Source organism: Companilactobacillus alimentarius DSM 20249 (assembly GCF_002849895.1).
GTDB classification, from domain to species: Bacteria; Bacillota; Bacilli; order Lactobacillales; family Lactobacillaceae; genus Companilactobacillus; species Companilactobacillus alimentarius.
In genome coordinates this window covers 537,092-551,537 of the sequence record NZ_CP018867.1, presented here as the reverse complement: position 1 = coordinate 551,537, position 14,446 = coordinate 537,092, and the positions used below count along the sequence as shown (strand labels likewise).

At 34.2% G+C, this 14,446-nt stretch carries 13 protein-coding genes; 7 read left to right on the top strand and 6 right to left on the bottom strand.

What is annotated here, in order from left to right; all coding sequences use genetic code 11:
- Positions 1-129: 129 nt before the first annotated feature.
- Positions 130-1,440 carry a glycosyltransferase family 2 protein gene (locus LA20249_RS02745; protein WP_057739577.1) on the top strand — a complete coding sequence of 437 codons (1,311 nt, stop codon included), beginning with the start codon at positions 130-132 and terminating at the stop codon, positions 1,438-1,440.
- On the opposite strand, the gene LA20249_RS02740 is transcribed toward LA20249_RS02745, so the two are convergent.
- The 3 genes from LA20249_RS02740 to LA20249_RS02730 all read right to left on the bottom strand — a co-directional run bounded on the left by LA20249_RS02740 (position 1,441) and on the right by LA20249_RS02730 (position 4,496).
- Complete coding sequence (locus tag LA20249_RS02740; protein ID WP_057739575.1) at positions 1,441-2,415, bottom strand: aldo/keto reductase; 975 nt, start codon at positions 2,413-2,415, stop codon at positions 1,441-1,443. It abuts the gene before it with no gap.
- Between the two features lie 67 nt (positions 2,416-2,482).
- Complete coding sequence (locus LA20249_RS02735; RefSeq protein ID WP_083477962.1) at positions 2,483-3,667, bottom strand: MFS transporter; 1,185 nt, start codon at positions 3,665-3,667, stop codon at positions 2,483-2,485.
- Between the two features lie 121 nt (positions 3,668-3,788).
- A complete protein-coding gene (locus tag LA20249_RS02730) occupies positions 3,789-4,496 on the bottom strand; it encodes an SDR family NAD(P)-dependent oxidoreductase (RefSeq protein WP_057739571.1) in 708 nt (235 codons plus the stop codon).
- A 141-nt stretch (positions 4,497-4,637) separates the two neighbouring features.
- Between LA20249_RS02730 and LA20249_RS02725 the strand changes: the two genes are divergently transcribed.
- The 4 genes from LA20249_RS02725 to LA20249_RS02710 all read left to right on the top strand — a co-directional run bounded on the left by LA20249_RS02725 (position 4,638) and on the right by LA20249_RS02710 (position 9,201).
- The gene (locus LA20249_RS02725; RefSeq protein WP_057739569.1) at positions 4,638-5,531 is read left to right on the top strand and encodes a LysR family transcriptional regulator; all 894 of its coding nucleotides are present in this window, start codon (positions 4,638-4,640) and stop codon (positions 5,529-5,531) included.
- A 169-nt stretch (positions 5,532-5,700) separates the two neighbouring features.
- Entirely contained in the window at positions 5,701-6,579 is an 879-nt protein-coding gene (locus LA20249_RS02720; protein WP_057739568.1) for an aldo/keto reductase, read from the top strand.
- Between the two features lie 130 nt (positions 6,580-6,709).
- The gene (locus tag LA20249_RS02715) at positions 6,710-7,801 is read left to right on the top strand and encodes a dipeptide epimerase (RefSeq protein ID WP_158294585.1); all 1,092 of its coding nucleotides are present in this window, start codon (positions 6,710-6,712) and stop codon (positions 7,799-7,801) included.
- Positions 7,802-8,235: 434 nt separating this feature from the next.
- Complete coding sequence (locus LA20249_RS02710; protein WP_057739564.1) at positions 8,236-9,201, top strand: NADP-dependent oxidoreductase; 966 nt, start codon at positions 8,236-8,238, stop codon at positions 9,199-9,201.
- Between the two features lie 114 nt (positions 9,202-9,315).
- Here the strand turns inward: LA20249_RS02710 and LA20249_RS02705 are convergent, their stop codons facing one another.
- Positions 9,316-10,182, bottom strand: coding sequence for a LysR family transcriptional regulator (locus LA20249_RS02705; RefSeq protein ID WP_057739562.1), 867 nt, complete (start codon positions 10,180-10,182; stop codon positions 9,316-9,318).
- 147 nt (positions 10,183-10,329) lie between these two features.
- Here LA20249_RS02705 and LA20249_RS02700 point away from each other — a divergent pair, with 147 nt between their 5' ends.
- Positions 10,330-11,073 carry an SDR family oxidoreductase gene (locus LA20249_RS02700; protein WP_057739560.1) on the top strand — a complete coding sequence of 248 codons (744 nt, stop codon included), beginning with the start codon at positions 10,330-10,332 and terminating at the stop codon, positions 11,071-11,073.
- Positions 11,074-11,379: 306 nt separating this feature from the next.
- Here the strand turns inward: LA20249_RS02700 and LA20249_RS02695 are convergent, their stop codons facing one another.
- Positions 11,380-12,288 carry a LysR family transcriptional regulator gene (locus tag LA20249_RS02695; protein ID WP_057739559.1) on the bottom strand — a complete coding sequence of 303 codons (909 nt, stop codon included), beginning with the start codon at positions 12,286-12,288 and terminating at the stop codon, positions 11,380-11,382.
- A gap of 118 nt (positions 12,289-12,406) precedes the next feature.
- Between LA20249_RS02695 and LA20249_RS02690 the strand changes: the two genes are divergently transcribed.
- Positions 12,407-13,744 carry an MFS transporter gene (locus LA20249_RS02690; RefSeq protein ID WP_083477958.1) on the top strand — a complete coding sequence of 446 codons (1,338 nt, stop codon included), beginning with the start codon at positions 12,407-12,409 and terminating at the stop codon, positions 13,742-13,744.
- 411 nt (positions 13,745-14,155) lie between these two features.
- Here LA20249_RS02690 and LA20249_RS02685 read toward each other — a convergent pair whose 3' ends face one another.
- The gene (locus tag LA20249_RS02685) at positions 14,156-14,401 is read right to left on the bottom strand and encodes an aldo/keto reductase (RefSeq protein ID WP_057739554.1); all 246 of its coding nucleotides are present in this window, start codon (positions 14,399-14,401) and stop codon (positions 14,156-14,158) included.
- Positions 14,402-14,446 lie beyond the last annotated feature (45 nt).

Sequence of the window (14,446 nt, the reverse complement as noted above, 5' to 3'; positions counted from 1 at the left end):
ACTTCTTTTCATAAAAGCGTTAACAAACGATAAAAGAAGATGTATTCTTTTGTTGTGAAAGTGCGAACAAAAGCCTAATCACTTGGATTCTGTAACAAAATAATGCTCTTATAGGAGAATATTAGTCATATGAAATTATCCGTTATCGTAACTGCATACAATGAAGAAAATTATATAAAGCGATGTTTAGATTCTTTGAAGCACCAAACTATGAATGAAGGACTAGAATTTATTATTGTCGATGATGGTAGTACTGACTTGACTGGAAGCATTTGTGATGAATATATGAGAGAAGCTCCTTCAAAATTCAAGGTTATTCATCATGAGAACCAAGGTCAAGGACCATCCAGAAATCTAGGTATAAAAACCGCTCAAGGTAAATATATTGGTTTTCTAGATGCAGATGACTGGGTTGACAATGATATGTTTAAATCCATGTATGAGAAAGCTGAGAAAAACGATTCTGATATTGTTGTCTGTGATGTTAACAAAATTTTTGATTGGGAAAATCGAAAGACAAGTCTGCATAGTTTGTCACATGAAAGCAACAATATAGATATATCTGAATATATCAAGCATGGTCTAAACAATGCCTATTCTTGGAATAAAATCTATAAAAGAAGTCTGTGGGAAAAATTTACATATAAGTCTATGGTTTATGAAGATTTAGATATTATTTTGGACATGTTGACAACATGTAATAAGATTTCCTATATTCAAAAGCCTTTTTATCATTATTTCAAGCATAGTGGCACGACAACGACGTCATACAAAAACCCAAGACTGTACGATATATTTACAGCATACGAAGACGCAATGAAACACTCATGTCCAAAATATCAGGATGCTGTCGCTTTCTGTATTGCAAAACGTATCCTGATTAACATGGATACTCCTGGATTTAATTACTATCTCGCTGACTTTATAGACCTAATTAAATTGCTTAGAAAAGATTTTCAAAATAGTCCTTCCGTTATGCAAGATCCTAAAATTAGAAGAATTTTATCGTATACCAATGTATCAACATTACCTAAAGTAATAATTAGTAATTTACCTGACAACGCAGTTACTTGGCTATCTTATGGCAATTATAATCGGCAAATCTTAGTCGATAGAGCAAATGTTCTACAGCTTTTAACTGCTTTATACGAACATGGAGGAATTTTAAGCCTTACTTCAAGAAAAGTGATGGCTCCATTTGGGTATCTTCGATCGCTAAGTAACTTTGTCTTGCTGGATGAAACTGGAAAGTGTTTAGCAATAGGAGCACTTCCTAAAAGTGAATTTATTTATGAACTGAAATCAAAACTACAAAAAGGTAAGTTGACTTTGGACGAGGAATTAACATTGGCTTTCAATAACCGTACTACATGGTCTCATTATCTTTTTAATGTTAGTAAAGTAAATATTTCTAGGGATGACTTAGTGGTGATTAAATAGTTATTTATTTTCGAATTGCTCATAATCTACTTTTTCCAGCAAAGAGTCTATATCATTTTCTTCTTCATCGGTCAATTCGATGTCTGCAGCTTGAGCATTGTCAATCAGTCTTTGCTGCTTTCTTGTACCAGGGATGGGAACAATCCATGATTCCTTTTTGAGTAGCCAAGCCAATGAGATTTGTGCTGATGTAGCATTTTTCTGCTTAGCTAATTTTGCAATCATTTGTGAGATATCTTTAGCTTCATCCATTCCATCTGTAGTGTATTGATGCATTCTATTACGAAAATCCAAATTATTATTTTTATCCAAAATTGGTTTAGAATTGCTTGTTAAGAAACCACTAGCCAATGGAGAATATGCAACAAATCCAATATTACGCTCTGACAACATTGGAAACAGTTCTTCACTTTGACGAGAGATCATATTTAACTTACCCTGAACGGCTGTAACCTTAGTTACGTCATCAGCACGTTTTATATAATCAGCATCGGCGTTAGAAATTCCCCAATGACGGATTTTTCCTTCTTTAATCAATTCTCCCATGGTTTCCGCAACAACTTCGGGTTCTACCTTTGGATCTTGCATGTGTTGATAATAAAGATCAATCGTATCAACATTTAATTGACGAAGACTATTCTCGACACTTCTTCTTAAACTTTTTGGACTGGCGTCAATCAATAAATTGTTACCTTCAAAACTAACTCCACCTTTAGTGGCCAGAGTAATCTTATTTCTAAATGGACGAATCGCTTCACCAACTAATTCTTCATTGATTGCAGTACTTCCATCTGCGTATTTTCCAACATAGGCAGACGCTGTATCGAACAAAGTATAGCCTTGATCATATGCATCATGGATTAACTGAATAGCATCTTTTTTATCTAATGCCTCTCCATAAGCATGGGATAAACCCATAGCTCCATATCCGATAGTTGAAACTTCTAAATCTTTTCCTAGAGTTCTTTTTTTCATGCTCTTTACCTCTTTCATAGTAAATGTAATGATGTTACTTAAAAAACTTTAAACGTTCCTGGATGTCTTAAAACACGGATTTTTGTTTGTTTAAAAAAATTCCGACAATCAGCAAACAAATTGATAATATTATTGAAATAATCAAAACTGGTCCCCAAGAGTGGAAAAAGCTTTGAAGATAACCGAAGACAACAGGACCAACTGCTGCCAATAGATAACCTACTGTCTGTGCCATTCCTGAAATTTCGGCAGTTTCTTCAGCGTTTATCGATTTTTGAGCAAAATAAACGATTGCAAGATTAAATGCAATTCCTGAAGAAATACCAACGACTAATGAAGCAAGCGAGACAAACCAAACATTTAATCCGTTAATTCCAAAACAAATAGTCCCTAAAGTGAAGCCAAGTCCAAGTATCCAAACTAAAATGGCATCTCCATGTTTACGATCAGCCAAGAAGGGGACGACAAAAGCGCAAGGGAATGACCCGATTTGCACAATTGTTACGAAGGTTCCTGCTTGAACGCTCGAAAATCCATTAGAAACAAAAATCGATGGGAGCCAGGTCAACAAAGAATAGTAAATTAAAGATTGTAGACCAAAGAATAATGAAATTAACCAACTAATTTTGCTCGACCAAATGGACCTCTTGTGAGAAGTTGACGATGCTACTTGGAATTTAGTACGATTTGTTTTATGAATCATTGGTAACCATCCTAGAACACTGATGATTCCGATAATTGTTAAAATAATCATGGCAATCCTTAAAGAACTACCTGCAACAATTACTCCAGCAAATCCAGTCCCTAATGCAGCAGCAAGACTCATCGATGTTGTATATGCACTAACGCCTAACATTGGCTTAAACTGAAGTCTGTCTTTAATAACGGCAGGTAAAAGTACGTTGGCGCTGTCAATACCAAGTGCAATTAAAAACGTTCCGACCATGACCATAGCAATCGACGTGCTGATTCTGAACAAGCTACCAACGACTAGTAAGCAAAAGAACAAAAGAATGGTTAATTCATTGCCAAACTTTTTTCCAATCCAAGCTAAAATTGGTGAAACCAGTGCAAATGTCAGCAAGGGTATTGTGGTCAAAAGGCCAGCAGAACTATTAGGTAAACCGGTCGCCTTTTGCAAGGAGCCCAGTATAGGCGGGATTGACGTAATGGGCAGTCTCATATTAATTGCCAATAAAATGATACTAAATAAAATTAAATTTGTTTTTCTCTTAGTCACGATTATTATCATTCCAATCTAAGAAAAGAAAACAGCGAGAAATCAATTTTCTCACCATTTAATCAAAACATTTAGAACAGCGTCCTAATTTACGTTGAATAAACGTTAATTTTCCAATCTATAATTTTTTAACTCAGCGCTTCGTAATCTCTTGTAATTTTTTCAATAATTGTTGCTGTAAGTCAGTATCATCAACTCTTGAATCGTATCGATCAGGCTTTAAATGATAAAAATAACTGCCAGTAAGTGCAGAATCGTCCGATGTAGCTAGTTTTACCTGTGAACTAAAGCCCATGTTCAAGTCGTCTGTTGCCATGCTTCCACCCATTCTAGTTGGAACCCAACCAGGATCAACGGCAGTCACAATCGTATCAGGAAATTGCTTAGCAAAAATTTTCATTAATAGAAGAACTTGGAGCTTGGACGATGAATAGTCTGTTGTACCAGATAAGTCATTGATGTCTAACTTTGCACCTTTATGCATTCCTGAGCTAACATAGATAATTCGCTTAGGTTTATTTATTAACATTGTTAACAAATAGGGCGCCTCAACGTTTACCTTGAGGGTCAAGTTAGTGTCAGGTGTTGAGACCCCAGCGTTATATATTACGGTATCAAACGTTCCTATACTGTTTACTTGATCAGCAATACTCTCGATATCTTCTCGATTTGCTAAATCACCGATTACTATGTGCTTTGCACCTTTGAGCTTTTTTGAAACATCATCGGCACGTTGTTGATTACGAGCATGTAACGTTACTTCGTTTCCTGCTTCAATCAAGCTTTTAGCAGTTAGATATCCGAGTCCTTCTGTAGAACCAGTTATAAAAATACTTTCCATTATATTTATCCTTCTTTCCTCTAGAGTTTCATTATTGCTTTTCAACATTGGATATACTAACAACTAAAAGGCGTGTAAAGAAGTGACCAAAATGCTAAAATAGTATTAACGTATAGTTAAAACTAAAAGAAGGCGAATTTATTGATAGTTCAAATGTATCTAACCTTTTTAAAAGTTGCTGATAGTGGAAGCTTTTCGAAGGCATCAAAGATATTGTTTATATCACCGGTTTCAGTCATGAAGCAAATGAACACGCTGGAGAATCAATTAGGGATTCGATTATTAAATCGTAATCCGCGTGGAATTAATTTAACTCCGGCGGGGGAGCGTCTGTATACTGGCGTTTCAAAAATTATTCAGGATTCCACTGATATGCTTGAACAAGTCCAACAAATTGGTCAAATAGAAAAATCAGAAATCAAAGTGGGTGCTTCCATTATGCGACCAGGTACACCCTTAATGGATATTTGGAAAACACACAAGAGTGCTTTAAACGCATACAAGTTTAATTTAGTTTCCTTTAGTGACGACGATGTTACGCTGGAAAGTCCTTCAACGAAGATTGGAACAAGCTTTGATTGTATCGTTGGACCGTGTGATTCCGACGGGTGGTACAATCATTACAATGTTCTCAAACTAGGGATGGATTCATTTCGTTTAGCCATTCCAGAAAATCATCCACTTTTCACTAAAGATAAATTAACTTTTGCCGATTTACGTGGACAGACTTTAGTTCTACCACCAAAAAGTCAGTCACCTGTTTTAGATAAGATGACTTCTGATTTGGAAGAGAAGCATCCAGAAATTAATATTATCCATACACTTAATTTTTATAATGCGAATGTATTTAATCGCTATGCAAACTCACAGGATTTGCTCTTAACTCGAGATAGCTGGAAAGACATACATCCATTGATGAAAACTGTTAAAGTCGATTGGGATTACGCTTCTCCTTATGGCATCATTTATTCGAAATCACCATCTAAAAAAATGGAAAGCTTCATTCAAGTAATTAAAAACATCGAATCAAAGTAATCAAGTAAGCCCTTTCTAAATAAGACCAAAAGGTAGCATTAACCACAAGCTAATAGTCATTTAATATTTTGCTCAGTTCTCTGCCAAATTTAAAGCTGATACTATATTCACTGTTGAGGAGCGCATAAAGGACTCTTTAAATATCGCTTTTTATGAGGAGAAAATAATTATGAACAATATCCCAATGATTAAATTAAATAATGGTGTACAGATGCCACAAGAAGGATTTGGAGCTTTAGTTCGTGATGGCAGTTTTGAACAGGTCAAACAAGCTGTACTGGATGCGTTAAGTGTCGGTTACCGTATGATTGATACCGCTCAAATTTACTATAATGAGGAAGCAATTGGTGCAGCCTTAAAGGAAAGCAATGTAGACCGTAAGAACATTTTTTTGACTACGAAGGTCTGGATTGCCAATTATGGTTATCAGGCAACAAAGGATTCGATTGAAACTTCACTTGAAAAACTACAAACTGATTATTTGGATTTAGTTTTGTTGCATCAACCATTTGGTGATTACTATGGTGCATATCGTGCTTTAGAGGATTTATACGATGAAGGCAAAATTCGGGCCATTGGAGTTGCTAATTTCATGCCTGATCGTTACGTTGATCTAGTGAAATTCAGTAGGATCGTTCCAGCAATTAATCAATCTGAAACGCACGTTTTTAATCAACAAAACGAATTAAACAAGTATTTGAAAGAATATGCAACACATTTGGAGTCCTGGGGACCATTTGCAGAAGGACGCAATGACTTCTTTAAGAATGAAACTTTGATTAAAATTGGTGCTAAATATGGTAAAACGGGTCCGCAGGTTGCGTTAAGATTTCTGACACAGAACGGCATTATCATTATTCCAAAATCGGTTCATAAGGATAGAATGAAGCAAAACTTGATGATTTGGGACTTTAAATTGGATGAGGATGATATGCAAGAGATTCGTAATATGGATACGGAAAAATCGCTCTTCTTTAATCATCATGATCCAGCAACCGTATTGAGATTTGCAAAGATTACTGAGGAAAGTAAACCTAACTTTAAATAATATTTTTATTACATCGAAAACTACTTTAAATATAGAATTTCAACTTGCTTTCGAATTGGGTACATTATAATTTAAATCTCTAAATATATTTGTACAAGGAATGGGAAGTGAACTTATGGAGTCGATAACATTGGTAAATTATAAAATACTTAAACTGAATATCCCCTTAAAAAGACCATTTATTACCAGTATTCGATCGTCTAATAGTTTAAAGGGTATTTTCTATGAAGTTCTTTTAAGCGATGGGTCCGTTGGATATGGGGAATCATCTGAGAATATTAAGTTAACTGGAGAGTCTCGATTACAAATGAAAAGATTCTCAAAAGAATTTCTGGATGGACATTTGAATGTTCCTGTAGAAAAAAGTATCTCTGATTTGAAGAATTATCCAAAAAATATTGCGGCACGGTATGGATTGGAGACCGCTTTGATTGATGCGATGGCCAGACATAGATCAGAGGAAATAAATGAATTATTGAACTTAAATCTTTCTAAAAGAAAGATGGAAAATGATACTACGATTAGCATTCTTGGAGAACAAGAAACAATTTCTGAGACAAAAAGAGTATTAAAAAAAGGTTATCGACACATAAAGTACAAAATAAATGGTGATAAAAGTGAAATAGATAGAATTCTAATGTTACAAGATTATATTCCAAATGGAGTTTCAATTAGGATAGATCCGAACCAAAGTTGGGATTGTAAAAATGCAATGGATTTTTCAAAGGAACTGGAAAAATCTAATCTAAATATTGAATTTATCGAACAGCCTGTGAAAGTCTCACAAGTTCAATTAATGAAAAGATTAAGCATATCGTGCGGTATCCCCATTATAGCCGATGAATCAGTATTTAATTTGGAAGACGCTAAATCTGTGATTGACAAGGGTTACGGCAATGCAATCAATATTAAATTGATTAAATGCGGTGGACCTTTAGAGGCTATTGAAATAGCAAATTATGCAGATAAAAAAGGGATATCCTGTTTATTTGGATGTACGACAGAAGCAAATATCGCAATGACAATGGCATCATATTTAAGTGCTGGATTAAAAAATGTTAATTATATTGATTTAGATGGACTCGATTATATATCAGATAGTCCTTTTGCCGGAGGGATTAATGATTCTCATGGAGTTATTACCATTCCGAGTCAAAATAATGGCCTTGGTATCACTCTTAGAGAGGATAAAAGTAATGAATATATTACTGATTGGTTATAGTAATAAATATCTAAAATGTAATTTCTCCGATGTAGGTAAGAATGAGAAATTTTCATATATTGAAGCTTGAAAATTAAAGCTTACAAAATGATACATTGGCTGAATAAGACGATGCAAAGTAAAGAACAATCTTCTTGGTTACTTTTGAGCAAAGAAATAACATTTTTATGATATAAAGTAAGCAAAGATGATATAAATATTTTAGTTAAATTAAGTTGATGGCAATTTGCATAAGCAGTTAGATCATAATTGGTCTAGCTGTTTTTTCTATATTTATAAGTACTACTCTGTAGTAGATTTTCTGGAATTTTTTTACTCTAACCTGCACCATGATTCAATTAAAACTAAAAAGATAGTATCTATGTAAAAATTTAGTACTTTTAAAAATACGGGTACATCATCATAATGACAGTATTAAGAAAGAGAGTAAGCCTATGAAAAAAATAATGCTCAATCAATATGGCGATGTGGATGTTATGAAGATGACTAACGTTGATATTCCCAAGCCTTCAGCAAATCAAATTGTGATTAAAACAGTCGCTATTGGTGTCAATGATCCTGACATAGGTATTCGTGCTAAGGGTCCATTTTCGACTATGCCCAAGAAGATCAAACCAGTTCTGCCACATTCTTTAGGACAAGATTTTTCCGGTATTGTTATTGCTATCGGTAATGGTGTAACAAAATATGCAGTTGATGATCATGTAGTAGGTATGTCCTTAATGAACACTTATTCCGAATATATTGTTTTGGAAGAATCTGCCCTTATTGCTGCTGTACCTAAAACCTTAGATTTAGTCCCATTGGGTGGATTTGTGCTAGGTGCCGCAACAGCTTACGCAGCAACGATTCGAGATGGTCAAATTAAATCTGGCCAAAAGGTTCTTATTCATGGTGGAGCTGGCGGGGTTGGTTCTAATGCCATTCAATTTGCTAAAAATGCTGGAGCCCATGTCATAGCAACTGGAACAGCGAACCAAACCGAATATATGAAAAATTTAGGTGCTGATAGAACTATTGATTATCGAACACAAGATTTTACAAAACTAGTCTCAAATGTTGATCTAGTTGTCAATTTGACGGGGCTCAAAACACTCAGGAATAGTTATAAAATCGTTAAGAAGGGTGGTCGCATAACATCTGTAAATGCAATTATTAATCCCATTCAAACTAGGCTTCGGGGTATCACTGGAATTTATTCCAAGGGTATCTTATCTACCAAAGAATTAGTAGATATTATTGAAATTTATAATCAGGGTAAACTACATGTAACTATCGACAAAACATATCCCTTTGACTTAGATGATATTAAACAAGCCCACCTAGATTTTCAGGCTGGCGGGAATACTGGTAAGAAAATCATTGTTTTTGACAATAAGGCAGATTTAAATATGAAGTGACGAAATTTCAATTTTCGTTAGAGTGGTAAGAATCCAGTTATTGTCGTAATATCAAAAAACACTCAGCATGAATCCTTATAAGGGAATTTCTTGCTGAGTGTTTCTTTATTATTACTAAAAATCAACGGTTGACCATTGATCCTGCACTTTTTGAATTAAGGTCTTCAGACGATTTTGATTACGCTTCAAAAAACTAATATAGAATGTTTGGTTTGCAGATGCATCCATTAATGGCTTTAATACCCGATTATCAGGAAGATTCTTGCCCCAATTAGGATCGAGTTTCGTTAAATTGGTTGTGAAGAAGGGCATACTCGAGAAACTAAGTAGCTCCTTATACTCAGTCGATTGATTTTGATAAATAAATTTGCCATCAGGAATTTGTGATTCATAAATATCTTTCCAGAAACCTATCTCTTGCGGACATAGAAAGGTGTTTCCTGCTAAATCAACAAATCTCAACGAATCAATTTTACTTAGTGGATTCTCTGAGGTTAAGTTAACGGCCATTCTCTCACTACCAAGAAAAGCTGAGGTTATTTGTTTTGTTTCCAAAGACTTGTTGGTCAATAAACAGGTTACTTGTTCTTCATTAAGAACTTTTTCAAAATCCTGTTGGACTTGTTCTTTTTGGACAACGATACTATCAAGATTTAAAGAACGGATAACTATCAAGGGACCTGGTACATTGGCTCCGATAGTGATAACTGATTGATTTTGCTCAAAAAGTTTAACTTTATCAGTAAATTTATAATTAGCCGCAATTAATCTCTTTGCTTGTTGAACCGCATATTTACCAGTGTCCGTTAAATAAAGTCTGTTAGGTGTACGGTCGAATAGTTGTACTCCCAAGTTCTCCTCAAGATTTTTCAAGGAACGTGTTAATGCGGGTTGGGTAACACCCAAATGACCTGCTGCTTTAGAAAGAGTTCCATATTCATCGAATGTCACTAATGTTTTCAATAAATAAAAGTCAATCATTATCAATCCTCCAGTATTAATTATATTTATACTAGCATTCAAAATTGTAATTTTTCAAGTGTCAACCTCCGCACTATACTAAGGTCATTGATTAAGACATGAACACAAAATGTCAAACAAGCAAAAATCAAATAGGAGATTATAAATATGATTAAAGATAAAGTAGTAATTATTACTGGGGCATCAAGTGGTATTGGAGCATCGACTGCCATGTTATTAGCCAGTAAAGGTGCAAAACTAGTCTTGGGAGCACGTCGTGAAGACAAACTCCAGCAAATTGTAAACAAGATCAAAGAAAACGGTGGGAAAGTAATCTATCAAGTAACAGATGTTGTAAATCCCGATGACAATAAAGCTTTAGTTGAAGCTGCTAAAAATGAATTTGGCAAAGTTGATGTCATCTTCTTAAATGCAGGATTAATGCCAAGTTCTGAAATTGACAAGTTAAAGACCGATGAATGGAATCGTACAGTTGATGTCAATATTAAGGGTGTCTTGAATGGTATTGCTGCTATTCTTCCTACTTTCAAAGAACAAAATGGTGGACATATCATTACAACTTCTTCAGTAGCTGGTTTGAAACCATATCCTGGTGTCGGCGTCTATGGTGCCACAAAGCACGCAGTTCGTGATTTAATGGAAGTCTTGCGAATGGAATCTGCACAAGAGAACAGTAATATCAGAACCGCTACTATTTATCCAGCTGCAATTCACACAGAACTATTAGATACTATTACAGACCCGCAAGCAGCTAAGGCTATGCAAGCTAATTACGATAAGTACCAAATTGGACCTGATCGTGTTGCTAACGTCGTTGCATTTGCCATTGACCAACCAGAAGACACTAATGTTAGTGAGTTTACCGTCGGCCCAACTAATCAACCTTGGTAATTAAAAATTGAATATCTTAATTAATACTTCTAGAGCCCATTTGCTTTAGAAGTATTTTTTGAGTACGTTCTTAAATGAATAATTCTGATAGGCTTTTCTCACTTATACCCATCGGAATATTCAATAACGATTTATTATTAAGGTCTTCAGAGGAGTTTTTGAATTAGTCAATCTGGGACTGAAAACATATTGCACAGGATCAGGGAAATAGAACATGATTTATAAGATTAAAATTTACTTAAAAATGCTCCATGATTATTAGACAATAACTTGTGATAATTCTTTTATGATTGTTTTATTTTTGAATCAGGATTGATTAACAGCATGTACCTCTGATTGTAAAATTTTAAGGAATAGTTTCAAATTAGCATCTGGCTTATTTGTGGTAATAAATCCATAAGGAATGGAATAAGGGATAGCTAATGGTCGACTGACTAGACCTGGTAAAATATCATTCCAGCAACTTAGTGATAACAAATATTGACCTGATTCAGAAAATTTATTAAAAGTATTGATAGTATAATGAGCATCTATCTTTGATATCTTAATATTTAAGTTTTGACGCTCAATTTCTTGATAAATATTGTCAACTTTCTTCGAGATACCTGTTGGCATCATATCAACGGTAGCGCCATTTAAATCCCCCAGTGTTATTTTTTCCTTGTTCGTCAAGGGATCGTTAGCGTGCATCATAATAGTAAAATGAAAATGTCCAATTTCAATAAAATTTATTTTATCCTGAACAGAACTCATACCATAAGGGCTGAATAATATATCGACTTTCTTTCCCATATTATTATAAGTATCTGGAAATTTGAAATTATCATTTTCCAAAGGGATAAACTGCAAATGATATTGTGGAAGGCGAGCGGCCATTTTATCCCATAATCCATTTAGGTTATTCACTGGATTAATGAATGCGCTACCAATTCTAATAGTTAAGTTAGTTTTCAAAGCACTCTTTTTAACCAAATCTACAATATATTCACTTTGGTGCAAGAGTTGCTTAGAATTAGCGTAAAGTACCTCACCAGGTTTGGTTAAAGTTACTCCTTGACTATTCCGGAGAAATAACGATACACCAAGGGAATTTTCCATTTCATTCATTCGATGTAAGACAGCAGGAGTTGACATAAATAGTTTTATTGAGGCAGAGGAAAAACTGCCAGATTCAACAACTGTATTAAAAATATTCAAAGTTGATAATTCAAGCATTTCAAAAACCATCCTTAATTGTAAATTTTGTTTAATACGCTTATAAAAAAAAGCTTCTTCCACGTTTCTTAGCTGTGAATTATGATTGATTACATAAATTAATAAAGGATATGTAGTTATGCAAAAAAAACAAAGCATTTTAACAATTACCATTGTATTGGTGGGGTATTTTATCATACTTGTTGATACATCACTTGTTTTTACTTGCTCAAAAGAAATAAGTAGTTCACTTCAAATGACGGCCAGTTTGGCAGCGTGGATAAGTAATGCATATGCACTTACTTTTGGAAGCCTTCTTTTATTAGGAGGAAAATTGGGTGATATTTTTGGACGAAGAAAGATATTCATTATCGGGCTAATAATTTTTGGGATAAGTTCTGGCTTAGTGGGTTTGTCCCCAACAGCAGGATTGCTAATCCTTTTCAGAGCTATTCAAGGGATTGGAGCCGCAATTATTGCGCCAGCTACGTTAGCAATTATCATGGACTCCTTCAAAGGTAATGATAGAGTAGTAGCAATTTCAATATATGGTGCGATGTCAGGAATCGGTGTGAGCCTTGGACTTATCGTTGGAGCGGGGATTACCACCATTTTATCTTGGAGATGGGGCTTTTTTGTTAACATTCCCATCGTTATTATTTTAATTATATTGTCGCTGAACTTTTTACAAAAAGGAACCATTCAACATGAAAAAATTGATTTAAATGGATCTATCTTCTCATGCCTAGCACTTATTTTCATTATCAATGGCATCAGCGGTATTGGTTCTCATTTAATTTCATTGACAATAGGATTTTTATTATTAGTTTATTTTATTTATCACGAATACAAATCAGATAAACCAATTTTACCACTAGCTTTATTTGGTTCCATGAAGCGTAATTTAGCTTACATTATTCGTTTTACTTATTCTTCCGCCATTACTAGCTTTTGGTTCTTTACTCCACTGATGTTGCAAAGTAATTTTCATTTGGATCCAATTATGGTTGGCATCTCATTTTTACCGATGACCATCTTTAATTTTATTTCAGCAAATCTGGTCAGTGACTTAACGAAAAAAATTGGTAGTATAAAATTAATGACTGGTGGTTTAATTATAACAACTATTGGTTTTGGGGGACTAACGTTATATCAGATGGGATCGAATTATTGGCTATCTATTGCGCTACCAATGATTACTATTGGAATTGGTCAAGGTCTTGTCTTAAGTCCTGTAACAAATATTGCCGTAGAAGATACGCCGGAAAACCTATCTGGAGTTAGTTCCAGCATGATCAATGTCATGCTTCAAATTGGGGGAGCTTTTGGACTGGCTATTCTATCAGCTACTTCTAATTTATTGAACCCACAAAATTTGGCTTTCCATTACCAAGCACAAGGGATTATGCTATTTTCATTGATAGCATTAATATTTTCATTGGTATTAAGATTTAAGTTTAAAAAATATGAGAATTAAAATCATCTTAATTTTGCAATTAAATAAAACAAGATTTACACACTGTAATGAATCCATTTAAATGTCAAAAAGCTCCGTCAGATTTACAAGGTATATCCCTAAAGTCAGAACAATTTTGGGGATATTTTTTTGAATAAAATTACTATAGAGAAAAAATTAAGATAAGTAAAGAATATTTAAACGGAACAAAATCTAATTTGGAGTTAATATTATCAAATCAGTCGTACCTGTTAAAGCATTGCTCACTGCACTAATGAATTTTCAATAATAAAAGCGTATCTCATTTTCATAGAGTAAAATCTAGAAAATTAAGATACGCTTTTTAACATTAAGACATGTGTAGGATAAATTTATTTCGTATTAAAATTATTTATACTGATATTCAAAATAGTATTTTTAATAGATAGTTGTTTATTTTTCGAATTGCTCATAATCTACTTTTTCCAGTAAAGAGTCTATATCGTCTTTGTCTTTATCAGTTAATTCGATATCTGCGGCTTGAGCATTGTCAATCAGTCTTTGCTGCTTTCTAGTACCAGGGATAGGAACAATCCATGGTTCCTTTTTAAGTAGCCAGGCCGATAGAGAATATGCAACAAATACGATATTACGTTTTGACAACATTGGGAACAGTTTTTCATTTTGACGAGAAATCATATTTAGCTTACCTTGAATTTACGTCATCAGCGCGTTTTATATAGT